19 protein-coding genes are annotated in these 26721 nt (G+C 51.7%); 5 read left to right on the top strand and 14 right to left on the bottom strand.

From position 1 onward, the window contains the following. Window positions 1–281: 281 nt before the first annotated feature. Window positions 282–2495 carry a glycosyl hydrolase family 8 gene (locus ICL55_RS23410; RefSeq protein WP_188101915.1) on the top strand — a complete coding sequence of 738 codons (2214 nt, stop codon included), beginning with the start codon at window positions 282–284 and terminating at the stop codon, window positions 2493–2495. Window positions 2496–2605: 110 nt separating this feature from the next. Here the strand turns inward: ICL55_RS23410 and ICL55_RS23405 are convergent, their stop codons facing one another. Next, entirely contained in the window at window positions 2606–3913 is a 1308-nt protein-coding gene (locus ICL55_RS23405; RefSeq protein WP_188101913.1) for a PQQ-dependent sugar dehydrogenase, read from the bottom strand. A gap of 197 nt (window positions 3914–4110) precedes the next feature. Here ICL55_RS23405 and ICL55_RS23400 point away from each other — a divergent pair, with 197 nt between their 5' ends. After that, entirely contained in the window at window positions 4111–4518 is a 408-nt protein-coding gene (locus tag ICL55_RS23400) for a response regulator (protein ID WP_188101911.1), read from the top strand. On the opposite strand, the gene ICL55_RS23395 is transcribed toward ICL55_RS23400, so the two are convergent. The 4 genes from ICL55_RS23395 to ICL55_RS23380 all read right to left on the bottom strand — a co-directional run bounded on the left by ICL55_RS23395 (window position 4511) and on the right by ICL55_RS23380 (window position 11056). Further along, a complete protein-coding gene (locus ICL55_RS23395; RefSeq protein ID WP_188101909.1) occupies window positions 4511–5005 on the bottom strand; it encodes a DUF421 domain-containing protein in 495 nt (164 codons plus the stop codon). The two genes, ICL55_RS23400 and ICL55_RS23395, sit on opposite strands and share 8 nt — an antisense overlap. Before the next feature lies 1 nt (window position 5006). After that, window positions 5007–5480: an inorganic diphosphatase gene (locus tag ICL55_RS23390; protein WP_188101907.1), complete on the bottom strand. Its 474-nt coding sequence runs from the start codon at window positions 5478–5480 to the stop codon at window positions 5007–5009. A 97-nt stretch (window positions 5481–5577) separates the two neighbouring features. Further along, window positions 5578–9771: a PAS domain S-box protein gene (locus tag ICL55_RS23385; RefSeq protein ID WP_188101905.1), complete on the bottom strand. Its 4194-nt coding sequence runs from the start codon at window positions 9769–9771 to the stop codon at window positions 5578–5580. 73 nt (window positions 9772–9844) lie between these two features. Beyond that, complete coding sequence (locus ICL55_RS23380) at window positions 9845–11056, bottom strand: MDR family MFS transporter (protein ID WP_188101903.1); 1212 nt, start codon at window positions 11054–11056, stop codon at window positions 9845–9847. 175 nt (window positions 11057–11231) lie between these two features. Between ICL55_RS23380 and ICL55_RS23375 the strand changes: the two genes are divergently transcribed. Further along, window positions 11232–12515: a sensor histidine kinase gene (locus ICL55_RS23375; RefSeq protein WP_188101900.1), complete on the top strand. Its 1284-nt coding sequence runs from the start codon at window positions 11232–11234 to the stop codon at window positions 12513–12515. Window positions 12516–12752: 237 nt separating this feature from the next. Further along, window positions 12753–14345, top strand: coding sequence for an ABC-F family ATP-binding cassette domain-containing protein (locus ICL55_RS23370; RefSeq protein ID WP_188101898.1), 1593 nt, complete (start codon window positions 12753–12755; stop codon window positions 14343–14345). Window positions 14346–14349: 4 nt separating this feature from the next. Here ICL55_RS23370 and ICL55_RS23365 read toward each other — a convergent pair whose 3' ends face one another. The 9 genes from ICL55_RS23365 to ICL55_RS23325 form a co-directional block, all read right to left on the bottom strand. Beyond that, window positions 14350–15537, bottom strand: coding sequence for a M20 metallopeptidase family protein (locus tag ICL55_RS23365; RefSeq protein WP_188101896.1), 1188 nt, complete (start codon window positions 15535–15537; stop codon window positions 14350–14352). Then, window positions 15530–16585, bottom strand: a complete 1056-nt coding sequence (locus ICL55_RS23360; protein ID WP_188101894.1) for a dihydrodipicolinate synthase family protein — start codon at window positions 16583–16585, stop codon at window positions 15530–15532. Before ICL55_RS23360 ends, ICL55_RS23365 begins: the two co-directional genes overlap by 8 nt. A gap of 29 nt (window positions 16586–16614) precedes the next feature. After that, on the bottom strand, window positions 16615–17634 hold the full coding sequence (locus tag ICL55_RS23355) for an NAD-dependent epimerase/dehydratase family protein (protein ID WP_188101892.1): 1020 nt from the start codon (window positions 17632–17634) through the stop codon (window positions 16615–16617). Next, the gene (locus ICL55_RS23350) at window positions 17631–18425 is read right to left on the bottom strand and encodes a glucosamine-6-phosphate deaminase (RefSeq protein WP_223151557.1); all 795 of its coding nucleotides are present in this window, start codon (window positions 18423–18425) and stop codon (window positions 17631–17633) included. The genes ICL55_RS23355 and ICL55_RS23350 overlap by 4 nt, the downstream gene beginning before the upstream one ends. A 216-nt stretch (window positions 18426–18641) precedes the next feature. Then, window positions 18642–19859, bottom strand: coding sequence for an N-acetylglucosamine-6-phosphate deacetylase (nagA, locus tag ICL55_RS23345; protein ID WP_188101889.1), 1218 nt, complete (start codon window positions 19857–19859; stop codon window positions 18642–18644). After that, window positions 19840–21216, bottom strand: coding sequence for a sugar MFS transporter (locus ICL55_RS23340; RefSeq protein WP_188101887.1), 1377 nt, complete (start codon window positions 21214–21216; stop codon window positions 19840–19842). The genes nagA and ICL55_RS23340 overlap by 20 nt, the downstream gene beginning before the upstream one ends. 106 nt (window positions 21217–21322) lie before the next feature. Further along, window positions 21323–22663: a Gfo/Idh/MocA family oxidoreductase gene (locus ICL55_RS23335; protein ID WP_188101886.1), complete on the bottom strand. Its 1341-nt coding sequence runs from the start codon at window positions 22661–22663 to the stop codon at window positions 21323–21325. A gap of 34 nt (window positions 22664–22697) precedes the next feature. After that, on the bottom strand, window positions 22698–23711 hold the full coding sequence (locus ICL55_RS23330) for a Gfo/Idh/MocA family protein (protein WP_188101885.1): 1014 nt from the start codon (window positions 23709–23711) through the stop codon (window positions 22698–22700). A 787-nt stretch (window positions 23712–24498) separates the two neighbouring features. After that, the gene (locus ICL55_RS23325; protein ID WP_188101884.1) at window positions 24499–25092 is read right to left on the bottom strand and encodes a hypothetical protein; all 594 of its coding nucleotides are present in this window, start codon (window positions 25090–25092) and stop codon (window positions 24499–24501) included. Window positions 25093–25450: 358 nt separating this feature from the next. On the opposite strand from ICL55_RS23325, the gene ICL55_RS23320 reads away from it, so the two are divergent. After that, window positions 25451–26716, top strand: coding sequence for an Nramp family divalent metal transporter (locus ICL55_RS23320; RefSeq protein ID WP_246496494.1), 1266 nt, complete (start codon window positions 25451–25453; stop codon window positions 26714–26716). Window positions 26717–26721: the final 5 nt, after the last annotated feature.

Raw genomic sequence — 26721 nt, 5'->3', positions numbered from 1 at the left:
GGCTTTTTATTTTTCACAAAAAAATTGCATAATCTGGTCATTATCAATCCCATCCAGTTCAAAACCTTATTCACCCTTCTTTTATTCGAAAAAATTACTTAATTTAATACTATATTGCAATCGATTGATTAGACCATGCTATTGTAAGGACAACTGTTTGTACTGAAGCCATGACTTTGTTTGTCCCGTGAAAAGAAACCACAACTGTACTGAATCGGAAACCAAATTACCCGGAAACCAAAATCTGTTCTTTAATAATTCACCCCTTAAAACAAACCCTTATGACCAAACATTTATTGTTTTTGTTGGCCGGCCTGTTGAATGTAGCCGGTTTTTGCGCGCAGGCACAAAACAAGCCTTTCCCGCAAGCCATCAGCTATCCCAACTGTATCAAGCCCAACAACGTTACCCAGGCCGCTATGAACGCCAGCGTGGCCAGCTATTACGATTACTGGAAAACCACTTATCTGAAGAACAATCTTTCTTCTCTGCCGGGTGGCTACTATGTAAAGGGCGAAATTACCGGTGGCGCAGACGGCTATAAGCCGCTGGGCTCTTCAGAAGGACAAGGGTATGGAATGGTGATCGTAGCCCTGATGGCCGGCCACGACCCCAATGCCCAGACTATCTTTAACGGCTTGTTCAAAACTGCGCGGGCCTACCACAGCTCCGCCAATCCTAAACTCATGGGCTGGGTGGTAGCCGATGCCGCCAGCGCCCAGGGACACTTTGGCTCCGCTACCGACGGCGACATTGACATCGCCTATGCACTCATCCTGGCCCACTACCAATGGGGTTCCAACGGTACCATCAACTATCTCGCAGAAGCCAAAGACATGATCAATAATGGCCTGAAGGTCAGCTACGTGACCACCAACAAGCGCCTCAGTCTCAGCGACTCCGACTCTAAATCCACCTACGACACCCGCCCCTCTGACTGGATGATGGACCACCTCCGCGCCTTCTATCAGGAAACCGGCGACGTCACCTGGCTCAACGTGATCAACAACCTCTATAGCGTGTATTCACAATTCTCCGCCACCTACACGCCCACTACCGGCCTCATCTCCGACTTTGTGGTGAAGAACCCGCCGGAGCCGTGCCCCACCGACTTCCTCGGCGAATACACGGAAACCAATGAATACAACTACAACGCCTGCCGCGTGCCCCTCCGCATTGTGATGGACTACGCCATGCATGGCAACAGCAATGCACTGACCATTACCAACAAAATGGTGAACTGGATTAAAACCAAAACAAACAACAACCCTACTGCCATCGTAGATGGATATAAACTGAATGGCAGCAATCGCGGCACCGGTCAGGAAGCCGTATTCATCGGGCCTTTCGTGGCCGCCTCTGTGGTGAGCAGCAACAACCAGGCTTTCCTCAACGCCGGCTGGAACTGGCTAAAGTCAGCCAAGAGCGGCTACTACAGCGACTCCTACGGCCTGCTTTGCCAGCTCTTCATCTCCGGCAACTGGTGGATTCCCGGCAACTCCGGCCCTGTTAATCAACCGCCAACCGTCAGCATCACCGCGCCGGCTAACAATACCGCCTATACGGCGCCGGCCGGCGTCACCATCAATGCTGCTGCTGCCGACAGTGATGGTACGGTGAAAAAAGTAGCGTTCTTCAACGGCACCACCAAACTGGGAGAAGACACTACCAGCCCTTATTCCTACACCTGGAACAACGTGGCGGCCGGCAACTACAGCCTCACTGCCATAGCCACCGATAACGGCAACAGCAGCACCACCTCCGCTGCCGTGAATATCACCGTAGCAGCCACTCCCGGCTGCAATCCGGTAGAAGCCAGCGGCGACGACGGCAACGTAGCCGCCAATGTACTGGACAATGACTTTAATACACGCTGGTCTGCCAGCGGCGAACAATATATACAGTTCTGTCTCGGCAGCGATCAAACCGTTACCGGCGTAGACATCGCCTTCTATAAAGGCGATACCCGCAAAGCTAAATTCGATATCCTCGTCAGCAGCAACGGCACCAGCTGGACCACCGTGGCCGCCAACAAACTAAGCAGCGGCACCTCCACCGCCTTCGAATCATTTAATTTCACTGCTGTAACGGCCAAGTATGTACGAATTGCAGGACATGGCAATGATGTCAACGCATGGAACAGTTATACAGAAGTGAAAGTGAAAACACAGGCAGCGCTGGCAGCTACCTCAGCAGCCATCTTCAACCCGGTGAACGATGCGCCGTCAAAAGCCGGTAAACTTAACGTGGACGCCTACCCTGTTCCGTTCCGGGAAGACCTGCATATTACCTATACACTTAACCAAGCAGGCATCGCCAGCCTGATCGTATACAACCTCGCTGGTCAGCCCGTAGGAGTGCTGTTCAACGGACAACAGTCTGCCGGCACCCACCAGGCTACTTTCCATGGCAGCCGTCAACCGGGCGGCGTATATATCATCAAACTGGTACAGGATGGTCATATAGCCGTGAAGAGGATCGTGAAAGAACAATAATGCCATGTTGATATTTTTTCATTTGGTTATTTGATGATTAAAAAAATGCAGCGGAGATCATCCGCTGCATTTTTTTAATCATCAAATAACCAAATAGCTAAATGATCAAATTATTGATGGTGCACCCGCCAGATCACATTACTCACATCATCTGTAATCAGTAAATCACCATCGGCCAGTGTGGCGATCCCTACCGGCCTGCCGTGTACCTCACTTTGGGTCTGATTCGCCACAAACCCCGTGAGAAAATCTTCCGGCGGTCCGACAGGGCGGCCGTTGCGGAATGGAACAAAAACCACCTTGTAACCGGAGATAATGGAGCGGTTCCAGGAGCCATGTTGCGTAATAAATGCGCCCTCATGGTATCTTGACGGAAAGGTTTTACCCCGGTAGAATAACAGTCCCAGCGAAGCGGTATGAGAACCCAGCGGCACATCCGGTGTGATCACCGGCTGTTTGGGCGCCCTGGCCATCTCCTTTTCCATGCGGGGCTCCGGATGAGACCCATAGTAATAGAAAGGCCAGCCGTAGAACCCTCCCGGCTGCACTGCCGTCAGGTAATCCGGTACCAGTTCATCCCCCAGCTCGTCGCGCTCGTTGACAGCCGCCCACAACCGACCGGTACCCGGTACCCAGTCCATGCCTACCGGGTTTCGCAGCCCTGACGCATAAATTCGTTCACCACTCCCATCCATATTCACCTCCAGTATACAAGCGCGGCGCACTTCATTGTCCAGCCCTTTTTCGGCGACATTGGTACCAGAGCCCACACCGATGTACAGCTTCTTTCCCGACGGGTCTGGCAGCAAAGAACGTGTCCAGTGGCGGTTGTGTTCCCCTGCCGGCAACGACAACAATTTAACACCGCTGTCGCTGATCATCGTATCTCCTGCGTGATAAGAAAAACGCATCAGGGCATCTGTATTTCCCACATAAAAATGGCCATCAGCTATCAGCATACCAAAAGGCTGATGGAGGTCATTTTTGAGCACGTAATGCTGCTCTGCGTAGCCATCTTTATTGCTGTCACGCAACAGGATGATACGGTCAGCACTTTTACCGTAATGTTGTGTTTTGATTTTGCGGGAGATTTTAGCGCCTACTTTTTTGATGCCTTTGAGTTCCGTATTGGCCTCCGCCACCAATACATCGCCATTGTCTGCTACGTATAGCCATCGGGGATGGTCGAGTCCATCCGCAAAACGTGTTACCGTAAAGCCAGCGGGGGCAATCGGTGTCTGACCGCTTGCCCACCCGATCACCCTGCTGTAATTGGTGACGGAAGGCGTAGCGTAAGGCGCTGCCAGTGAATCGGCCTGATACCCTTGGGTGGTGGCCGAACCACCGTAGGAACCCGGGTTAAGTTTTGCCGCATGACAGGCTGTTAATAACAACAACAAACCATAAGAGATCTTCATAAGATATTATTTACAGGATTCCTTATTATCCCTGCAAATAAAACTCCAATGCGCTTTAGCTGTCACAACAATATATTACTTATATTATTATTTGATTTTATCTTTTTATTGACCGATATTTATAACCCTATGAAAACATCAAACTGAGAAATTTAGATTGGAATTTTTCATTTGTAAACCTGAATTAACCATATTGTATGAAGCCACACACCCTCCTGGTCATCGATGACGACGCTGATGACAGGATTTTCTTCAGTGAAGCCATCAAAAAAGTCTCGCCCGATGTGGAGACCCACTACTGCGAAAGCGGTATCCAGGCAATTGATATGCTTTTCACCAGGAAGATTGTCAATCCGGATTATATTTTTCTGGACATGAACATGCCGATGATGAACGGCAAGGAATGTTTGCGGGAATTGGGGAAACTCATTCACAGAAGCATCACCAAAGTGGTGATCCTCAGCACTTCCGACATGGTGGAAGATGTGCAGGAATCCATGGCGCTGGGCGCCCGTCTGTTTCTCACCAAGCCCGATTCGTTTGATGCCCTTTGTCGTATTTTGAAAGATGTGCTGGAAGAAAAATGGCACAAATGTTTTAAATAGTCTTCTTCAGCAGGAAACTGATTCTTCCGTTCGTTTCCATATACGCCTTCTCTATCTTTTCCAGTGAGTCCTGTTTTGTCTCGAGCCTGAGACTTTCCATCAGATCTGATTTACTTAAAGAAGCCACTTTCATATTGTCCCAGTGAATCTGTCCATTTTCGCAGAGTAGCAGATGTTTTCCTTTTATGACGTCATTGGCGGTGTCACTGGTGGTGCATAACCATGCCACCAAACGATTGATGACCACCATCATGGTGGACGCCGCTACCGTTGACCAGAAGGGCGATGCCCCCACTACTCCCCTGGCGAGAATGGCACCCAGCATAATGATAATGATCATATCAAACGGGGAACGTTTGCCGAAGATCCGCATACCGCCCAGCCTGATCAGCAGGAAGGCGATGAAGAACATACAACTGGCCCGGACAGACATCTGCAACAGGTCCAGTTGCTCTCCGTTGCCCCACAAGACATCAGTGATATCCATATCAAACGAATTTTATCTGCTCGTAGGCAGGAGCCGCGTCCAGATAGCCGGCTGGCTTAAACAGCCTGCCTTCCAGTCCGTGGTAAGCCACAAAGAAACTCTCCAATTCCCGCACCAGTTTATCCGGCACCACATCCAGCTCTTTGTAAACCCTTGACAAAAACGGCACGGCGATATAACGGTCCATCCGTACCTGTGCGCCGTCAGGCTCATAGATGACGGCCTTGATAGCGCCGATTAACCGACATTTAATCATGCAACCGGTAAATGTTTTGAACTCGGACAATACCATCACATTCAGCGGGTTCCCATCTTCCGCTCTGGTACCGGGAATAAAACCCATATCAAACGGGAACATCATGCCGGCAGGCAATGCCTCGCTCAATACAAAGAAGCGCGACGCCGGATCGAAATCATATTTTTCACTGCTCCCTTTGGGTGTTTCAATCACCACATGCAGCTCTTTTATAATCATGAATACGCAATTAACCTGGTCAACGATAAAAGAGATAAATAGGCGGACAGCTGCATCGATCAAAAAAAATACCAATCGAAGGAGGCTGGGTTAATATTTACATGGCAGGCAAAACAACGTTAAAGACGGCGCCCTCACCGGGAACGCCTAATGCGCGGATACAACCCTTATGATTAATGGCAATCTTGTTACACAGGGCCAGCCCGATACCAGTGCCTTCATAGGCAGCGCGGTTATTGAGGCGCTGGAAAATCTGAAAGATCTTGTCTTCATATACCTGATTGAAGCCGATGCCATTATCTTTTACCGAGATCTCATAATAACTGCGGTTAATATCCAGTTCAGGATAAACGGTAAAGTCGGCCGGCGTCAGCAATCGTGCGCTGACATGGATTTCCGGGTCACGGTCTTCTGCGGTGAACTTCAGTGCATTGCCCAAGAGGTTGTACAGCAGCTGGTTCATCTGCAACGGTATGGCCGGTATCACTGGCAGGGGATCAATGGTCACCGAAGCTTTTTTCTGCCCCACCGTCACTTCAAAATCGTTGAGCACATGCATCATCACCTCATTGAGATCAGTGGATACAAATGGATCATCGGAACGATTGAGGCGGGAGAAATTCAATAAGTCATGTATCAGCTGCGACATGCGCCGGGCGCTGATCATCATCTTTTCCACATATAGTTTGCCGGTATCGCTGAGCATACCCTGGGTGGAATCGCTCAGCAGGCCGGCGAACGTATGGATTTTACGCAGCGGCTCCTGCAGGTCGTGGCTGGTCACAAACGCAAACTGTTCCAGTTCTTTATTGGATTTCTCGAGATAGTAATTAGCTTCAGTAAGTTCGAGCGTACGTTGTGCCACAATTTCCTCCATTTCCTGCGCCACCTGCATGTAACGGGCTTCGCTTTCCTGCAGGGCGGAGAACAGTTTTTTCTGTTCTGTGATATCACGTGCTATTTTAGACGCTCCTACAATACGTCCCTGTGTATCTCTCAGCGGAGATACGGTCAGGGAGATGTCCAGCAGGCGACCATCTTTGGTCCTGCGTTTGGTTTCAAAGTGGTCCACCACCAGTCCTTTCCTCAGCCGGTCCACTATTTCCTGCTCTTCCTGTGCACGCTCTTCCGGTATCAGGAGCATAATTGATTGTCCGATGGCTTCTTCGCTGGTGTAACCAAAGAGTTTTTCCGCGCCGGGGTTCCAGGTGGTGATGATACCATCGAGGGTTTTGCTGATGATAGCATCGTCAGACCCCTGCACGATAGCGGCCAGCCGGGCCATGTGTATCTCTGCCGCTCTTAGTTCGGTGATGTCAATCAGCATATTAACGGCGCCGGTTACACGTCCCTGCTCATCGAAGATAGGGTCGGGGTATGGCTGCACATGGCGGCGGGTGCCATCCGGTCTTTCCACGATGATCTCCGTATCGCGGATGGCTTCCCCTGTCTGCAATGCTTTGGCCATCGGACAAGTGTCCAGTGGCACAGGCGTAACGCCATCGATGTCAAAAATTTTCCAGGAACCGCACCACATATCTTTTCCGATAACAGGCGTACGGCCCCATAAGGCCTCGGCCGCCTCATTGTACCAGAGGATGCGCCCTTCTATGTCGCAGGTGTAGACCGCTGCGGGCAGCCCCTGTAACAGATGACGATAGTACCGTTCGCTGTTCTCCGCTCTTCGCAGCGCATATACCTGTTCCGTCACCTCTACGGCCACCATCATGATGCCGGTAATACCGCCGTTATAGTCCCGTACAGGATGTAACACATAATTAAAATATTGTTTGATGTGATTACGCTGACGGATAAACGTTAATTCCTGCGCTTTGCTTTCATAAGGTTCGCCGGTATGCAACACCTTGTCCAGTGTTTCGCGGTATCCTTTGTTATTTAATGCGGGCACCACGTCCAGCAGTGATTTCCCTATCATTTCGTTTTCCTCCATGCCGACCGTTTCGAGATAACGGTTGTTGGCCAGTTCCACGATGTGGTCTGGCCCATGCAGCAGCAGAATGGCTGCGGGCGCCTGCCGGAACAGGTCACGCAGCTGGCTGGCCACATAGTTCCGGGCTTTTGCCGTATTGATATTGGCATCCACGCGGGACATCAGTTCGCGGGAAGAGAAAGGTTTGGCCAGATAGTCGTCTGCGCCGGCTGCCAGCCCTTCCACGGTTGCTTCCTCACCGGCCCTGGCAGATAACAACAGTACCGGCAGGTGCATGGTGGAGGGATTTTGTTTGAGCAGTTTCACCAGAGCGAAGCCATCTATAAGCGGCATCATTACGTCGCTGATCACCAGATCGGGCAAACGGCGTGCAATGGCTTCCAATGCAGCAGCGCCGTCTCTGACGGCGTCTACGTCATAACGGTCGCCAAGCAGTTTCCGGATGTATTCCCGCATGTCTGCATTATCATCGGCCAGCAGCACATAGGGCTTTCCTTCGTGATGCGCTGCCTGCCAGAGCACCGGGTCGTCCCAGCGGGAAGCCTCTTCCACAAAGGCGTGGCGGCTATCAGAACCGGTATGGTCCGCCTGATGGGTGACTTTATCTGCCGGCAGATGGGCATGGCCCAATGGCAGACGGATGGTAAAGACAGTCCCCCCGCCTTCCTGGCTGCTGACCGCTATCAAGCCACCATGGAGCTTTACCAGCTCATTCACCAGCGAAAGGCCGATACCGGTACCTTCCTGGCTCCGGCCATTTTTATTGTACACCCGGTGAAAACGTTCAAAAAGATGCGGCACTTCCTCCGGTGGAATACCCACGCCGGTATCTTCCACTGTCAGCGAGATATGGTCGGTATGTTCCTGCAGGCGGACCGTAATCTTTCCTTCCAGGGTATATTTAAAAGCATTGGAAACGAGGTTCAGCACGATCTTCTCCCACATGTCCCGGTCCACATACACCGGCTGCGAAAGTTGCTCATAGGCTGTTACCAGCGTAACGCCGGCTTTGCGGATGGCCGGTTCAAAGTTGCTGACCAGGTCACGGGTGAGCGATACCATGTCCACAGGACTATAGCTGGCGTGCATCCTGCCCGCTTCAATACTGGAGAAATCCAGCAGGGAGTTGACCAGCTTCAGCAGGCGCCGTGTGTTGCGCTGCGCCAGTTGCAGCTCTTCCTTCATACCGGCGGGCAGCTGATCTGCCCTGCCCAGCATATCTTCCAGCGGTCCCAGCATGAGCGACAGCGGCGTCCTGAATTCATGGCTGATATTACTGAAGAAAATAGTTTTGGCCCGGTCTATCTCCATCAGGGAGTTGGCGCGTTGCTGTTCTTCTTCATAAGCCTTGGTACTGGCAATAGCGGCGCCTATATGATCGGCCACCAGCTGGAAAAAAGCCTGGTACTTTTCATCGAGCTGGCGGTGAGGATTCAGGCCGATGACCAGCAACCCGTAGGGCGCCCCGGAGTTGTTGTGCAATACCGGCACTACCAACGCCTTGTCTGGCGGCAGTTTCCACTCACCGGCAGGCAGAGGGCCTGTCTTACTCCGCAGGTGTTCCACCAGCACAGGCCTGTTGAGCCGAAGGGCATCTGCCAGGGGCCAGACCAGTGTTTCATCGGCACTATTGATCTCACGGGGGAATATAGTCTCCGGCAGATCATTGACCGTATATCCCTTCAGGTGATTAATATCGTGTTCTTTCGTATAAAAAAAAGCAAAAGGAAAATCATACTCGTTCTCCTGCAAAGCGAGGAGGCTGTTGGTATATACGTCCTGTATCCGTTTACTGTTGAGGTTAAACCGTGCGAGGTCTTTCAGCGTACGTATCTGACGGGCAGACACGATACGGTCAGTATCATCGGTATTGGCGCACAGGATGCCTTCCGGCACGCCATTGTCGCCGGGAATAGGGCTATACGAAAAAGTGTAGTAGGTTTCTTCCGGATAACCGTTGCGTTCCATGATCAGCAACAGGGCTTCGTCGTAGGTACCTTCATTGTTGCTCAGGCACTGCTCCACGCGGGGCGTGATCTGGTCCCAGATCTCCGACCACACCGTATGGGCCGGCTGTCCGAGGCAGGCCGGATGTTTGCCGCCAACGATAGCACGGTAAGCATCATTGTAAAAATTGAGCAGTTCAGGGCCCCACCATACAAACATGGGCTGACTGGAAGTGAGGATGATCCTCAGGCAGGTCTTCAAACTTTGTGGCCATTTGTCAGCCGCACCTATCGAAGTTTTTTCCCAGGGATAGTTACGGATCAGGGCGCCGGTTTCACCTCCACCAGCCAGAAAAGGATATCTGTCTGCATTAACTGTATCAACAATGGCCATCAGCGATATTTCATTTAAATCCGCTATAAATATAAGGATTTAAATGGTGCCACTCACACGAAATGGTTACGGATCAAGCTGCCACGGCCTTTTTCGCCGACAGGCGCCACAACCCAATTGCACAGATAGCACAAACCACTATCAGGATAGACCACAACATCACAAAGCCCCAACGTTCTGCCACCAGCGCGCCACCACCCGGTCCTATCACCTGTGCAACGGACCAGGTCAATGCATAAGCTGCCGCATAACGTCCTCTGTTGGTATCGTTGGAGCGGCCCATGATCACCGCGTTGATAAAAGGAAAGGCCATCATCTCCCCGACGGTAAAAAATACCACGCCCAGGAAAGCAAATACGATCGGCACCACCGGCGGCACCAGGAAAAAGAAATAGCCGATAGCGGTGACCACCACACCCCCTACAATATAATACAGGGATGATTTACGGTTCTCCCAGCGCCTCACCAGCACCATTTCAAACAAGGCGATGATCACTCCGTTCACGCCCAGCAACAGGCCTATCAACGACTCATTGATATGCCAGTCGTTTTTCCAATAGATGGGCACGAGGCGGAAAATGAGGCCAAAAGAAGCCGTATATATCGTGACCCAGATCAGGAAACGAAACAGGAAAGGATCTTTCCAGATGGGAAGGTCGTGCGTAACATCTTTGACCGTAGTAGCGCGCGGCGCGCCTTTATAAGCCGGCAATAAAAAGAGGATCAACAGGCCGACGATCATATATACGCCGCCTTCTACCCAGAACAACAGGTGATAGTTGATGGCTGCCAGAATACCACCGATGGAACTACCGAGCGCCCAGCCAAGGTTCATCGCAAAACGATTGAGTGAATAGGAACGGGTAAGATTTTCGGGCCTGGAGTAAGCGGCAATAGCAGCCCCGTTGGCAGGCCGGAAGGCTTCTGCCACAAAACTCAGTACGACCGTCATCACACAGAGGACGGAAAAATTGGTGATATACCCAAAAGTGATAAATAATATACCGCCGGTAATGGAAGTAAAAATCTGAACGGCGCGGAAGCCCAGTTTATCAATAAAGTAGCCGCTGGCCAGCGAGCCCATTACAGCACCTACCCCAAACAAGGTGATAATAAGGCCGGCGTCGGCAATGTCGCGGTGCAGGTTCTTCGTCAGATAGATACTCAGAAACGGTGCCACCATGGTCCCTGTACGGTTAATCAATATCACCAGGCTCAGTAGCCAGGTCTCCCTGCTTAGTCCACTAAATGAAGACCGGTAGGTTTGCGTAATCTTCGATAACATGCTCCTTTCTTAGTTTCTTTAAGTGATTCGTTGAACCCTTTTAAAAATATGGTACGCTTTTTAGTATGTAAATTTCACATTAAGCTGCTATTTTTAATTAGTCCAGTTTGGAGATTTGAGGTAGACCAATTCCATTCCTGCTATTTATTTTTAGTTTTGCCATATGCCATCATCTATGAGAATTGACTTAAAAAAGAAACTGCTATACCTTGTTGGCCCGCCGGAGCAAGTAACCCTGGAAGATCGCATTTTTAACTCTATGTGCCTGATTGCAATGGTGGTAAGCATTGTACAGGTCCCTTTCAATTATTTCACCGGCCTCAAAATGACGGGTATTATATTCGGACTGCTGCTGTCGGCATTAGCAGGCCTGTATTATCTGTCCCGGTTTAAAAACCGTTCTGCGCTCAGTATAGCCATTACCGTGGTACTGGTCAATTTGCTGTTTGCCTGGATATACTTTGTGAGCTCCGGTATTTCCGGGGCCAGCCTGATGACCTTCACGCTCACCTTTTTTCTGGTGATGATCGTGGCGCCCCGCGGGCAGTATGTGATATGGCTGGTTTTCAACCTGCTACTGGTGGCGGCTATTATTCTTATCGAGTACTATCGCCCGGAGCTGGTGCCTAATATGTATGCCGACCATGAATCGAAGATCGTGGACCTTTCTGCCACCTACTTCACCAGCGTGCTGGTGATCTTCTTCGGTACTATCTACCTGAAAAATGCGTATAACCGCGAGAAACAACAGGGGGAAGAAAAAAACAGGGTGCTGGAAGTGCTGAATACAGAGAAGAACAAACTGTTTTCCATCATCTCCCACGACCTGCGCAGCCCGATGGCGTCCATACAATCTTATCTTGAATTAATGAAAGACATCCAGCTGCCGCCGGAGCAGAAGTTGCAGCTGGAAGCAGAGCTGCTGCTGATGGTCAACAATACACAGGACATGCTGTACAACATGCTGCTGTGGTCCAAGAGCCAGCTGCAGGGACTGACCGTACATCTGGCGCCGGTGAATGTTTACAAGGCCGCGATGCCCGTACTGGACATACACACCACGGTGATCACCAACAAAAGATTGCACCTCACCACCAATATTGATAAGCAGCTCACCGCTATGGCCGACCTGAACATGTTGCAGTTGATCATTCGCAACCTGGTGGGCAACGCCATTAAGTTTACCGCCCCCGGCGGACAGATCATGCTGGAGGCGCATCCCGAAAACCAGCAATGTCTGATCACCATTCGGGATACCGGAACTGGCATCGACCCCAAGCGGGTGCCGGAAATTTTCTCTCTGAAAGCCCGCTCCACCTTTGGCACCGGCAATGAAAAAGGCATCGGGCTGGGGCTGTATCTGTGCAGCGAATACACGGCGGCCCAGCATGGCCGCATATGGTTCCAGAACAATCCTGACAAGGGCTGCTCGTTTTTTCTCTCATTTCCTTTGGCCTGATCCGGGAAAATCGTATCTTTGCCCCATCATGTGAGAATTACCCACACACATATAATCCTCTGTTCCGCTCCGGAACCTTGACCATTTGGTCATTTTTTCATTTAGTTTATTTATTCATTTTTAATAAATCACCTGATTATTGCCGGTGGTTATTTTCTTATCTAAAATTTACACCCATGAAACAAGTAGCACACACTGCCGCCCGGAATCTCATTGTTTACATCACAAACGAAACGCATGCTACTGACCGCACAACACCTCCATTTCCAACTGCCTCCCAACAGGGTTTTATTTGATGACCTGCATTTCACGCTGGACAAGAACGAACATGCCGCCATTACCGGCGACAACGGCGCCGGCAAGTCCACCCTGCTGAAAATACTGGCAGGCGAGCTCGCGCCGCAAAGCGGAACGATTGTGCGGAGTGCACCATTGTACTATGTACCACAACATTTTGGGCAGTTCAACGATCGCACCGTTGCGCAGGTACTGGGCATCGATGCCCGCATCCACGCGCTACAGGCCATCCTGGCCGGTGACACGCAGGAAGCCCATTTCGACGCCCTCGGCGATGACTGGGATATTATGGAGCGCTGCGAACAACTGTTTGCCCGCTGGAACATCGCCCACATCCCGCTGACAGCGCCTTTCTCGCAACTCAGCGGAGGTGAAAAGACAAGGGCCTTCCTCGCCGGCAGCGATCTTACCGCACCTGCGGCCATTCTGCTGGACGAGCCCACCAATCACCTCGACAAAACCGCACGGTCACAGCTATACGATTGGGTGACCCGCAACAGCAAATCGTTGCTGGTGGTGAGCCACGACCGCCAGCTGCTGGAGCTGTGCAGCCCTATCTGGGAGCTGTCCAACGCCCGTATGCAGGTGTATGGCGGCAATTATGCTTTCTATGAAAAGAAAAAAAACGAAGAGACCGCTGCACTGCAACAACAGATCGCTCATGCCGAAAAGTCGCTGAAAGAGGCGCGGGCAGCGCAACAGCAGGCCGCTGAAAGGCAGCAGCGTGAAAATTCGCGGGGGCATAAAAGTCGCGCCGAAGGGAATATCCCCAAAATCCTGATGAATGGCCGCAGAGACCAGGCTGCGAAGACCACTGCGCGCACACAGGAGGTGCATGCAGAAAAAGTAGCCGGCCTGCAAGCCACGCTGGATGCAGCTTCCGCCAACGATCAGGTGGCACGTATCATGAAAGGCCATTTCGCCACGCCTCCGGGCCACAAAGGGAAAATACTGGTACAGGCGGAAGCACTCAATTATGCTTATGCCGACGGAGCACCCTTATGGCCGCAGCCTCTTGATTTTATCATCAAAAGCGGCGACCGGCTGGCTATTGCCGGGAATAACGGCAGCGGTAAATCCACGCTCATCAAATTGATTACCGGCCAGCTACCATCCCAACAGGGACGCCTATACGTAGCACCCTTCAGCAGCCTTGTGCTGGACCAGGACTATAGTAGTATTGACCGCAGTAAAACGGTGCGGCAACAAGCGGCGGCCAATAATGACATCAAAGTGGATGAAGGGAAACTCAACACCATGCTGGTCCGGTTTCTCTTTGGCCCGGATGACTGGGACAAGTCGTGCAGCGCCCTGAGCGGCGGGGAAACACTCCGGCTGGCGCTGTGCTGTATGACGCTTAGGAGCCAGTCGCCCGACATGATCATTCTGGACGAGCCGACCAATAACCTGGACCTGACCAATATTCAGATGCTGACACAGATATTCGCCGCGTACCAGGGTACGTTGGTCGTGGTATCGCACGACGCCCGCTTCCTGGAAGAAACGGGCGTCACGGGAACATGGCAGTTATAATTTCTTAATTGCCCAGTGTTTTCAGGGCGAGGTAAGCCATCAGGCCCGCGCCGGTTTCCAGCGCCCGCTCATCCGCATCAAAAGTGGCGGTGTGCAGGCCGGACACTATGCCGCGGGCCTCGTTGCGCACGCCGAGGCGGTAAAAACAGGCGTCTGCCTGTTGGGAGTAATAGGCAAAATCTTCCGCCGCCATCCAGATATCCAGGTCCACCACATTATCCGCACCAAGGAATTCCTCCGCATAGGTGCGGGTAATGCCGGTTAATTTTTCATTGTTGATCAACACCGGGTATCCCTGGTGTATTTCAATATCACAGGCAGCCTCCATGCCTTCCGCGATGGAAACGGCCATCCTCTTGATTTTGGCATGTGCCTCTCTTCTCCATTTTTCATCGAGCGAGCGGAAAGTACCTTCCAGCCGCACTTCATCCGGAATAACATTCGTAGCGCCATTGGCCAGCATCTTACCGAAAGAGAGCACCGACGGCAGCTGTGGGTCTGCGCGGCGGCTCACGATCTGCTGCAGGGCAATTACGATATGACATGCCACCACCACCGGGTCTATGCCCAGGTGCGGCATAGCGCCATGTCCCCCTTTGCCTTTTACCGTGATAAAAATCTCGTCATTGCTGGCCATATAACGGCCGCCTCTGAAACCTACTTTGCCGGCAGGCAGTTCAGGCATGGTATGTTGTCCCAATATCTGATGCGGACGCGGGTTCTCCAGCACGCCTTCTTTGATCATCATGCTGGCGCCGCCAGGGATCAGTTCTTCCGCCGGCTGAAAGATGAGTTTCACCGTACCCGCAAAATCATCCTTCATCCTGCTGAGGATAGTGGCAGTGCCCAGTAACGACGACGTATGTACGTCGTGGCCGCAGGCATGCATCACGCCATCATGTTTGGATTTATAAGGCACTTCATTGAGTTCGCGGATGGGCAGCGCGTCGATATCAGCACGCAGCGCCACCACCTGGCCGTTTCCCGGCTTGTTGCCCTTCAACAGGGCCACCAGGCCGGTGTTGGCCATCGGTTCAAAAGCGATGCCCAGGTCCTTCAGTTTGCCGGCAATAAAGGCAGCCGTATTCACCTCCCTGTAGGACAGTTCCGGATGCGCATGCAGATAGCGCCGGTTGGCGATCGTTTCTTCCTGAATATGGCCGGCCAGCTGCCGGATTTTTTCTTTAAGCATTGACGATATTTTTTTCCTTTTCGAGGAAAGCTTTCACGAAATCGTCGTCTGTCAGCTGCGGATAAGCGGCCGCCACACGGTCAATTTCTTCCAGCTGACCAGGGGATAAAGTTTCAGCTTCATCCAGGCACCAGATACCCTCCAGGAGCCCCTGTCGCCGTAATACCTCATGGATACCGGCGATAGAGCCGTGAAAAGCGTTGGAAGGATCGAACAGCGCCGCATTCATATCGGTGACTGCTATCCCTTCTGTCAACAATTGTTCTGCGCCCGAATAATCCTCAATGATACACTTTTTTATGCGATCGAAGAGCGGTACCACCCGACTGGTCCAAACCGACCAGTGGCCCAGCAGTCCGCCGGCAAATCGTTTAGTCACCCCGCGGCCGTTGACAGTAAAGCGATACGCTGTCAGCAGGTCCGCCACGATATTATCATCGTTGCCCGTATACAACGCGATATCATCACACCGGGAAGAGTGGCAGACCGCCCTCACCACATCGAGGGTCTGGTAGCGGTTGAACGGCGCCGTTTTGATGGCTTTCACACCGGGGATCTCCACCAGCTGCTCCCAGAAACGGTAACTCAGGATACGGCCGCCTACAGAAGGCTGCAGGTAGAACCCAAAAACGGGGATGATTTCCGATACGGTTCGCACATGCGCTATCAGCTCCCCTTCCGACAAATGGTTTAAACCGCCCAAACTTAATAAACCCAGATGGTAACCATATTTCAGTGCCGTCCTGGCTTCATCGGCCGCTTGTGCCGTAGGGCCACAGAGGCCGGCCACCTTGATAAAAGGACGTGCCAGTTGCGCGGCATCTATTTCTTCCGCCGCCAGTCGCAGTACGGTTTCATATAGTCCTATTTTGGGATCGCGGATGGCAAACTGCGTAGTATGCACGCCTACCGCCACACCGCCTACGCCGCTGGCGATATAATAACGGGTGAGCCGGCGCTGACGGCGTTCGTCGAGCTGCCTGTCGGGGCCCAGCGCCAGCGGGTGCGCCGGGATAACCGTACCGCTGTATAATAAATCCGGTATCATGATTGGTGGATTGTAGATGATGATGGAAATTAAAACTGACCTTTCCTTTCCTGGAAGTGGGTAGCCTTGGAGATAGTGCGGCCCCCCTGCTGTAGCCAGGCAGCCGTGAGCCCGATCATTTCTTTCAGGGAAATTTTCGGGTAACCGAACAGCCGGAAGCTCTCTGCTGCATTGCTCAGCAAAGCAGTAGGTTGTTCTTCATTGACGAGAATCGGTTCTTTGCCGAGCAGTTTACCGAATTCTTTCGCGATCCACCGTACCGGCGCTGTTTCCGGCCCGGTGATGTTCAGCAGTTTCGCAGGCGCAGCACAATGAGCGAAGGCACGCAAAGCCATTTCATTGGCATCACCCTGCCAGATGACGTTCACATGGCCCATGCGCAGGTCGATCGGTTTTTCATCGCGCACCGATTTGGCTATTTCCAGTAGTACACCGTATTGCAGGTCGTTGGCATAGTTCAGCCGGTATACCAGCACCGGTGTATTGTATTTGTTGGAGAAATGCTGAAATACTCTTTCCCTGCCGAGGCATGACTGGCCGTACTCCCCTACCGGGGCGGGCGACATGGACTCGTCGGCGCCACCGTCGAGCACAGGCGTCAGCGGATATACGTTACCGGTAGAATACACCACGATGCGGGAGTGACGGTATTTCTCCGCCACCCTGCCGGGAAGATAGGCATTCATCGCCCAGGTAAAGGCTTCCTTGCCGGTGGTGCCGAATTTGGTACCGGCGAGGTACAGCACGTTTTTTACGTCCGGCAGCGCGGCGAGGTCGTCTTCATTCAACAGATCGGCGGCAATGGTTTCGATACCGTCCTGTTCCAGTTGTTCCTTTAAGCCCGGTTCTGTCAACCGGGACACGCCGATCACCCTACGGGGCACGCCGGACTGATCGATGGCCTGTTTGGCCAGTTTTGCCAGGCTGGGACCGATTTTACCGCCTACGCCAAGAAGGAGGATATCGCCTTCCAGCGCCGCCATGGCCGCTACCAGCGCGTCTGATGGTTGCAGCAGCGCCGCTACTGTTGCCTGTATGTTACCTGTCATATCATGGATGGTTTTATGTTGAAAGATGATAGATCGATTTGCCCGGCGCTGTCGCTGTCGAGATAGAGGACGGCCGCATCATGCGTGCGCAAAACGGATGAAGGATAGGCCGGTTGTATAACATCCTGCACGGTATGCTGCACCGCGGTGGCTTTCTTTTCTCCGGGCACCATGCAAAAGAGATAACGCCCACGCATCAACGCGGGGATGGTCAGCGTAAGCGCATAACGTGGCACCTCATCTATCGCTGCGAAACAGCCGTCATTCACCTGTTGCCGGCGGCACGCCACGTCGAGGTCTACTACCTTCACCAGCACCGGATCGCTAAAATCCGCCACATGCGGATCGTTGAAAGCGATGTGTGCGTTTTCGCCGATGCCCATGTTCACGATGTCGGTCGGGTATTGTTCCAGCAAAGCGGCATAACGCCGGCATTCAGCTGCCGGATCTGATGCCTGCCCATCGAGATAAAACACTTCACGGAACGGGACCCTGGAGAAAATACGTTCCCGCAGAAAATTGCCAAAACCCTGTGGCGCATCGGCCGGCAGGCCCACATATTCGTCCATATGAAAAGCATTGACCCGTTGCCAGTCGATACCCGGCTGTATAGCCAATGCCTCCAGGAACTCCTGCTGCGAAGGTGCGGCAGCGAAGATGATATTGACCACCGGTTGCTCCGCCAGCAGACGAACAATGGCCGCAGTGGCCTGTTCAGCGGCAGTAGCGCCCATGGCTGCGCGCGTTGGGTATACCTGGACCTGGAGTTTATCTGTAAAAAAATCAATCATGTCACGCAAAGGTGAGCAAAGGCTTACCTGGAGTTGTTAAGAACGCAAAGCCATTTGCTCCTCTTTTTGTTTATTTATTGCGTTCTTATATAATCTTATATATTCTTTGCTGTACTTAGCGTCTCTGCGTGGACCCCTGCGGGCTTACCTGGAGTTGTTAAGAACGCAGAGCCATTTGCTCCTCTTTTTGTTTATTTATTGCGTTCTTATATAACCTTATTTATTCTTTGCTGTACTTAGCGTCTCTGCGTGGACCCCTGCGAGCACCCCTTCGATGAAGACTGAGCTCACCCTGATTTGTTCGTCAAAGAAGATGATATCCGCGTCCTTCCCTTCTACCAGCGAACCTGTACGGTCCGCAATACCGGCGATAGTAGCGGGTGTAGCCGTGGCCATGCGCACCGCCTCCACCAGTGGCACCTCCGCCAGGTTGACCATGGTGCGTACTAATTGATCGGTGGTTGCTACGCTGCCGGCAAAAGAGCTGCGATCGGGCAGTTTGGCCACACCATCTTCCACGATCACCCGGATACCGTTGTCCAATCCACCGAGGATACTTTCTCCCGGCCCCATACCGGCCGCGCGCATTGCATCGGTGATGAGGGCTGTTTTGCCTGGCCCTTTGATTTTGTACACCAGCTTTAACAAAGGTGCTGGCAGATGTACGCCGTCGGCAATGATTTCCACCGTCATTTCATCGATCAGGTACGCCGCTTCGATAGCGCCGGCATAACGGAAGGCATTGCGCCGCGTTACGCCTGACATGGCTGAATACATATGGGTGATATGCGTATAGCCGTTCTCGTATGCCTCCAGCATTTCTTCGTAAACAGCATCGGTATGGGCAGCCGCCGCGAGAATCCCTTTAGATCGCAGGTAGCGGCCGAAAGGTAATGCCCCCGGTAATTCCGGCGCAGCGCTCCAGCGCGTCACCACATTGGACGACGCCAGCACTTCCATATACTCCGCAGCATCCGGGTTGCGGATGTATTTCGGGTCTTGTGCCCCCCGCTGGTTCATGGCTACGTACGGCCCTTCCAGATGCAGGCCGGCAAACCGCGCCCCCACGGTATTCAACTTATGTGCCGCCTCATATACGTCAATCGCTTTTAGCAAACTGGCTTTATCACTGCTCAGGGTAGTAGGCACCAGGGAGGTGGTACCAAACTCGCGGTGTTTTTCCGCCACGCGCAGAAACGCTTCCACGGTGCCATCCATGAAGTCGTGGCCACCACCGCCATGCACATGCAGGTCCACGAAACCTGCCGATACATATTGCCCCCTCGCGTCCATGACGGTTGCATCCGGCATCTCCAGGTCACGGTCACTGACAGCGAGGATACGGCTGCCTTCCGTGATCAGCGTGCCGTTGCGGATAATCCGGTAAGGTGTGATAATATGTCCGTTGACAATCTTATACTTTTTCAGTTCCATGTAGTTCTTTTTCAGGGTGTACTTTCAATGAACGCGCTACAGGCGCCCAGTGCCTGATCTTATGCCCGTAGAAAGCGTAAAATATCAGGTACAGGTAACAGGGGAATAGTACCCAGTAAGCATGACGCACATCATAGTGGTCAGCGAAATAACCATATAAAGGCGGCAACATGGCATTACCACTTAGCCCCATGATCATCAGCGAACCACCCAGCTTAGTGAACCGCCCCAGTCCATCCAGCGCCAGGGGCCAGATACCGGCCCACACGAGCGAATTGGCAAATCCCAGTAACACCACAAACCAGATCGACACATCGGCCGTATGGCCTAACAGTCTTACTTCTCCCTTCATATAAATAATCCCGATGGTGAACAGCGCGCCCAATAATGTGCAGATACGCAGGGCATTTACCTGACTGAGTAACTTCGGTATGGTGACGATCCCCAGCAGATAGCCGCAGATGGTCACAAACAACGTGTAGGAGGGAAATGTTTTAGCTTCCATTAGTGGCATATGCATGGAAGTAGCATAACCGATAATCGTATCAATGGCTACCACCTGGGTGCCTACATGCAGAAAAATAGCGATGGCGCCCAGTATCAGGTGCGGAAAACCGAAGATGTTCTTTTTACCGGCATTGGCCGCCGCCACCGCTCCTTCTTCTTTCTCGGTATCTATATCGGGCAGCGGCGAGTAACGCACCAGCAGTCCTAACGAAAACAATACGACCGCCACAATACTATACGGTGTAATGACGCGCCTGATCAGTTCATCCAGCGCAGCTTCTTTAACAGCGCCCGTCATATGTTGTAGTTGTGCGAACAACATGCTGTCTGTCGGTTTCAAAATCACGGCCGCAAAGATGAGCGGCGCTATAATACCCGCCCCCTTGTTGCAGATACCCATGATGCTGATACGTTGCGCGGCGCTTTCTTTCGGCCCCAGAATAGTGATATACGGATTAGCAGCCGTTTGCAACACTGCCAGTCCCAGCCCGATGGTGAACAGTCCCAGCAGAAACACCTCATAGGTGCGTGTAAGCGCTGCCGGAATGAAGATCGCTGCTCCCAGCGCCATGGTCCAGAATCCTATCATGATACCTTTCTTAAACCCGACGGCTTTCAGCAGGTAAGAAGAAGGGACCGACATGATAAAATAGGAAATATAAAAAGCGAAAGCCACCAGATAAGACTGGAAGTTGGTCAACTCACAGGCAATCTTAAAGTACGGTATCAGAATAGCGTTGACCCAGGTGACAAAGCCGAAGATAAAAAACAACATCCCGATGATCAGAATGGAGATAAATGTATCCCTTCGGCTCAGCTGCCCCGGATCTACCCGGTTAGCGTTTTTCATAAATTACGAATTGCGAATGACAAATGACGAATTAGGAGTTTACCAACAGCATCTCTCTATTAGAGAACGCTTCATTCGTAATTCGTCATTCGTCATTTGTATTTGATTATAAAGTAGGTTCCCATCCTTTCTCATACTCGCGTTGCCAGTATTGTTGCGCTTTAGCATCGTTGAGGATGTGACCGTTGCTGGTATCGATATGCAGCGCATTGCCGGAACGAAGCGAGATGTTGCCCAGCTGGCACAACAAGGTGCTTTGATAGCCGCCCAGGATATCCGCATTGAGTTTTGCACCGTTGCGGATGCCTTCAAAGAAATTCTGAATATGCAGCGCATCGAGACTTTCAGCAGGGTTCATCAGGTTCCGCGGATCAATGATCGCCTGGTTCTTTACTTCTTTGACTACTTTGTTGTCCAGATCATAAATCGTATAGGCGTTACCGTCAATTACCAGTGACCCTTTTTCGCCGTAGAAAATAACGCCTACCGAATTGCCTTCTACGGTGCGCCCGTTGCAGCTGCGGCCTTCCCAGGTCATGCTGGTATTGTTAGGAAATTCCAGTGTGATCACCTGGGTATCGGGTGTTTCCCAGTCATCGGAGTAACGGTAACGGCCCCCCGCAGAGGTAACGCGACTGGGATAATCCACCCCAAGGCCCCAACGCATCAGGTCTATCATGTGGGTACCGTTGTTCAATGCTTCGCCGGTGCCCCAGTTCCAGAACCAGTGCCAGTTATAATGGATCAGGTTATCTTTCAATGCGCGGCGGGGAGCAGGGCCCTGCCACAGGTCGTAGTTGAGCCATTGCGGCACGGCTATTTCCTTTCCACGACCGATCGATTCGCGGTTATTGGTATACCAGCCTTTGGCGAAATACGCGCGGCCGATAGTGCCCTGATGCACTTCCCGGATAGCCGCTTCCACATTAGGCCAGGAGCGGCGCTGGTTACCCATCTGGATAACGCTCTTGTATTTGTCAGCCACTTTTACCAGCAGCTCTCCTTCATGCGGGTTATGGCTGCAGGGCTTTTCGAGATATACATGTTTACCTGCTTTCGCTGCGAGGATAGCCGCCGGCGCGTGCCAGTGGTCCGGCGCGGCCACTACGAGGGCGTCCATGTTTTTATTTTCCAGCGCTTTCCGGAAATCCGGAACGTCCTTTGGTTTCTTTTGGGTGATCTTAAACACACTGTCGATACATTTAGCTGCTGCACGGGTATCCACATCGGACACCGATACCACCTCACAGTTCTGCTGACGGGCATAGTTATTGGCCAGCGCCAGTCCACGGGAATTCACGCCCATCATGCCCACCCTCACTCTGTCGTTAGCACCCATGATACGGGCATAGCTGGCAGCGCTGATACCGGGCAACATGCTGCCCAGCATAATCGCGGCCGTGCCTTTGGTTGTTTTCTTCAGGAAGTCTCTACGGGACGCCTTCATAAGTTATCAGATTTTTGGTATTGGAATTACAGGTTTATATATTGGATACATTCGGTAGTGCGATGGCTTTGCCGCCTTTGCGCTTGCTCTCTTCCGCAGCTTCCATAAAGGCCAGTATCTCCAGCGTTTCCTCCGGTTTTACCGGCGCCACGCCGGTGCGGAAAAAGGTGGCGATCTCCTGCAGTAATGCTTCGTAGCCTTTGAAGGGGCCGAGCGCCAGGTTTCCTTTTTCGCCAAAAACACGGCCGCCGAAATCATCCGGACTGTTGCGGGTACCTCTGAAAGTACCGATGCGGTCATCTGCCCACTGCCCTACTACCACATCACTGCCGGGCGTATTAAAACGGGTCACGGTTTTGCAACCGCCGCCCATTACCGCGAAGAGTGTTTCCACGCCGTGGATGCCGTACCAGAAAAGATCGGGATGTGTTTTTTCCAGTGCCGCCGGACTGAAAGTGTCGGCGCCGGTTACTTTGCCAACAGCGCCCTGCTTCACCTGTTTCACGCTGTCCATAAAACGCAGTGCAGAAGAAGAGAAGATCGATGCGTTGTATTTTTTCGCTGCTTTCACGATAGCGATGCCGTCTGCCAGCGATGCCGCCAGTGGTTTGTCGATAAACACTTTTTTACCCGCCCTGATGGCCGGCATGGCCTGTGCCAGATGTGGCCGGCCGTCGTTTGACTCTACCAGTATCACATCAGACTTATCGAGCAGCATCTGCATGGAATCAACGATTTCCACGCCCATGGCTTTCACCTGCTCTATATAGCCAGGCAGTCTTTTTTTGTTTAGTTCGATGTCCGGGCTTGTTTGCGGAAAGGCTGCCACTACCCGCATGCCTTCCAGTCCGGGAACCGTTACCGGATTATTGAAACTTTTGGTAAAGGCGATCGCATGGGAGGTGTCCAGCCCGATGATGCCGATGCGTATCCCGTTCGTTTGTTGGACCGGGCTCCTGCCATAGAGTGGGCGGAGGCTCCCCAATAGCCCTGTTCCTATGCCTGCCAACGCGGTATTACGGATAAAAATGCGACGACTGCTTTTCATGTTGGAATTTTTACGGTTGCTTTTTAATTGATCCGGACGGGCTGATGAATGTCCTTATATAGTATTAACAGTTGGCCTGTTATCGAAAATTTCAGTTGATCGCTGCGCCGCCGGAAGTATAAAATGTCATTTTCCGGGTACGTACCCGAAAAATAGTTCTTTTTTTGAGAACACACAATGTTTTTTTTATGACCACGAGATTTTTTGGGGGATTTTTCAGGGAGATGATGGCAGGTGAGATCATCGTTTGGTAGTGGGGACAGCGGATGCGTTGTTATGAGAGATGGACCGGATTTGATTTCCAGGAGAAGGATCGGGTGGAGCTCCGGGAGATGGACGATGGATGATGTGTTGTTGCGGGAGATGATTACGTTTGGTTTTCGGCGGATTGATTGCGTTTTGTTACCCCGGGCTTACGCCCGGGGTTAAGATGTTATTCAGGTATCAGGTACAGAGAACCTTCTATGAAGGGTTGTAGGACCGTGCTTTCTATAAGAAAGGATTTTCGGTAATACATGCCTGAATAACACTGTTGCCCGGGGCTAAGATGTTATTCAGGTATCAGGTACAGAGAACCTTCTATGAAGGGTTGTAGGACCGTGCTTTCCCGAGAGGAGCAGCGCTTTGTATCATTTACAGATAACGGGAATCCTTCTATAAGAAAGGATTTTCGGTAATACATGCCTGAATAACATGGTAGCCCCGGGCGTAAGCCCGGGGAACCGGGAATACGAATGAGAATACAAAACACATGCATGGCCCCGGATTGTCATTAAGCCCGCGCATTTTATTGCACGTAGTCCTCAAAATAGGTACTACCCATGAAGGAGCCTTTCTGTTTTTCTTCTTCTATAAAATCTTTGTAGGAATAATTTTTTCCCTGATGTTCAGGCTTTTTCTTTTCTTTCAGATACTCGCCATAATAGGAGAAACCGGCGCCGGAAGTAAACCACTCCAGGAAAACAGGGCTTTGCTCACTGATAACGGTCCAATCACCGGTGATGGTTTTCTGGCCAGCATTGACCACCGAACTATTGGTGGTGAGGAAATAGTAGGAGCCATCTTTATGCCATGCCTGATGGGTGAACTCTTTGCTTCGGTAGTGATAGTCTGTTTTGCCCATTTTCTCATTCACGAGCTTGTTTAGCTGTTCCGTCTTGTCTTTTGTTTCTGTATGAAGCGCATAAGCGCCCATTTTGTTGTTTTCCGGTGTCAGGAAAAGAGCAACGTAGTTAGAGAAGCCAAAGCCCGCGTCGTTCTTCGGGTCCATGGTGCCGGTAAAAGATTGGCCATACAGTTGCAGCAGGTCCGGCTGCTTCGACTGGTATATAACGCATTCTTTTACTTCCAATTCTTTTTCCAACTGATACTTTCTGATCATACTGGTATCAGCTGGTAAGGACAGGGTTGACAAATCAAAATTGCTTTGCTGACATGATAACATTAAAACACACAACAACAGGTACAGTACATTTTTCATTTAAAACAGATTTAAATCAGCGGGCAAGTTGGTGTTATTCCTGCCTTCACTGAAGGGTTACGCGTTAAAAGTATCATTTTCCTTACATTTTTTGATACCTGTATGAAAAAATTCTTTTCTTTCCCAAAGAATGTATCTATCTTTCGGTAACGTACCCGGAAAAATACCGGAATCAATCCAAAATCAGCACTACAGAGGCTTCCAGCACTCTCACGACCAATATCGTCAACACATCCGAAAATCATAAAAAATCAACCTGATGTCATCTACCGGATCAACAATGGAAAAAGCGCCTGTTACCGAAAAAGGCAGCACACCGAAAAGCAGTCAATACAAGACGTGGCTACAATCCCTCGGACCGGGGTTGATTACCGCCGCGCTGGTATTCGGTCCCAGCAAGGTGACCATCGCCTCCATCATGGGCGCCAGCTATGGCTTTTCCCTGTTATGGATTGTGGCGGTGGCCATCTTCTTCATGATCATTTTCACCACCATGGCAGCGCGGGTAGGCATCGCTACCAACGAATCACTACTAAGCACTATCAGCCGCAAGTGGGGACGCCCTGCCCGTATTGGTATTGGCGTGGGCGTGTTCCTGGTCACGGCCTCTTTTCAGGCGGGCAACTCTATTGGTGCCGGTATTACGCTGGCGGAAGCCACCCATACCAATAAAACGATCTGGATCATCGTCTGCAATGTAGCCGGCATCAGCATCCTGTTCTTCCGTGCCTTTTACAAAATGCTGGAGAAAATTATGATTGCACTCATCATCATGATGTTGTTTGCCTTTATTGTGACCATGGTACTCTCCCACCCGCCTGTGGCAGGCATCGCATCCGGATTTGCGCCGTCTGTGGCGCCTGGTTCCCGGAAACTGATCATCGCGTTTATGGCTTCCTGTTTTTCGATCGTCGGCGCTATCTACCAATCCTATCTTGTGCAGGAGCGGAAGCGTATCCGCCCTGATGTGGCGCAGACCGGCAAGGAGACCCTGCCCGGCATGCTGATACTGGGTTTTATGAGCGCTACGGTGATGATCTGCGCCGCCACCGTATTACATCCTGCCGGCATTAAAATCACCACCGCCACCGATATGGCCATTGCACTGGAACCGGTGTTTGGCAATGCGGCCTCGGCGCTTTTCCTCGTCGGGCTTTTCGGCGCATCCTTTTCCTCTCTGCTCGGCAACGCAGCGCTGGGCGGCACTTTACTGGGCGACGCACTAGGATATGGCGGGCAGCTCAGCTCCCGTATGGTACGTATATTCATTGCCGTGATCATGCTCATCGGCGCAGGAGTGGCCATCACCTTCGGTAAACTGCCGCTGGAACTGATTGTGCTGGCGCAAGCTGTCACCATCTTCATTGTACCCTTCATCGGTATCGCCCTGTACCTGGTGGCGAATGATGCTGCTATTATGGGTAAGATGAAAAACAATACATTTACCAACATCGCAGGGGCGGTAGGATTGATTGTCATGTTACTGCTGGCTGTCAGCAATGCCATCACCCTGTTCTTTTCTTAAACCAA

Source organism: Chitinophaga varians, from assembly GCF_014529945.1.
In the GTDB taxonomy this organism is placed as follows: Bacteria; Bacteroidota; Bacteroidia; order Chitinophagales; family Chitinophagaceae; genus Chitinophaga; species Chitinophaga varians.
The sequence above is the reverse complement of the archived record's forward strand: the minus strand, read 5'-3'. Positions and strand labels throughout refer to the sequence as shown.

What these genes read in the sequence shown, in the direction of transcription:
- ICL55_RS23410 (WP_188101915.1), top strand. Translation starts at nt 282, where the DNA reads ATGACCAAACATTTATTGTTTTTGTTGGCCGGCCTGTTGAATGTAGCC.
- ICL55_RS23405 (WP_188101913.1), bottom strand. Translation starts at nt 3,913, where the DNA reads ATGAAGATCTCTTATGGTTTGTTGTTGTTATTAACAGCCTGTCATGCG.
- ICL55_RS23400 (WP_188101911.1), top strand. Translation starts at nt 4,111, where the DNA reads ATGAAGCCACACACCCTCCTGGTCATCGATGACGACGCTGATGACAGG.
- ICL55_RS23395 (WP_188101909.1), bottom strand. Translation starts at nt 5,005, where the DNA reads ATGGATATCACTGATGTCTTGTGGGGCAACGGAGAGCAACTGGACCTG.
- ICL55_RS23390 (WP_188101907.1), bottom strand. Translation starts at nt 5,480, where the DNA reads ATGATTATAAAAGAGCTGCATGTGGTGATTGAAACACCCAAAGGGAGC.
- ICL55_RS23385 (WP_188101905.1), bottom strand. Translation starts at nt 9,771, where the DNA reads ATGGCCATTGTTGATACAGTTAATGCAGACAGATATCCTTTTCTGGCT.
- ICL55_RS23380 (WP_188101903.1), bottom strand. Translation starts at nt 11,056, where the DNA reads ATGTTATCGAAGATTACGCAAACCTACCGGTCTTCATTTAGTGGACTA.
- ICL55_RS23375 (WP_188101900.1), top strand. Translation starts at nt 11,232, where the DNA reads ATGAGAATTGACTTAAAAAAGAAACTGCTATACCTTGTTGGCCCGCCG.
- ICL55_RS23370 (WP_188101898.1), top strand. Translation starts at nt 12,753, where the DNA reads ATGCTACTGACCGCACAACACCTCCATTTCCAACTGCCTCCCAACAGG.
- ICL55_RS23365 (WP_188101896.1), bottom strand. Translation starts at nt 15,537, where the DNA reads ATGCTTAAAGAAAAAATCCGGCAGCTGGCCGGCCATATTCAGGAAGAA.
- ICL55_RS23360 (WP_188101894.1), bottom strand. Translation starts at nt 16,585, where the DNA reads ATGATACCGGATTTATTATACAGCGGTACGGTTATCCCGGCGCACCCG.
- ICL55_RS23355 (WP_188101892.1), bottom strand. Translation starts at nt 17,634, where the DNA reads ATGACAGGTAACATACAGGCAACAGTAGCGGCGCTGCTGCAACCATCA.
- ICL55_RS23350 (WP_223151557.1), bottom strand. Translation starts at nt 18,425, where the DNA reads ATGATTGATTTTTTTACAGATAAACTCCAGGTCCAGGTATACCCAACG.
- nagA (WP_188101889.1), bottom strand. Translation starts at nt 19,859, where the DNA reads ATGGAACTGAAAAAGTATAAGATTGTCAACGGACATATTATCACACCT.
- ICL55_RS23340 (WP_188101887.1), bottom strand. Translation starts at nt 21,216, where the DNA reads ATGAAAAACGCTAACCGGGTAGATCCGGGGCAGCTGAGCCGAAGGGAT.
- ICL55_RS23335 (WP_188101886.1), bottom strand. Translation starts at nt 22,663, where the DNA reads ATGAAGGCGTCCCGTAGAGACTTCCTGAAGAAAACAACCAAAGGCACG.
- ICL55_RS23330 (WP_188101885.1), bottom strand. Translation starts at nt 23,711, where the DNA reads ATGAAAAGCAGTCGTCGCATTTTTATCCGTAATACCGCGTTGGCAGGC.
- ICL55_RS23325 (WP_188101884.1), bottom strand. Translation starts at nt 25,092, where the DNA reads ATGATCAGAAAGTATCAGTTGGAAAAAGAATTGGAAGTAAAAGAATGC.
- ICL55_RS23320 (WP_246496494.1), top strand. Translation starts at nt 25,451, where the DNA reads ATGTCATCTACCGGATCAACAATGGAAAAAGCGCCTGTTACCGAAAAA.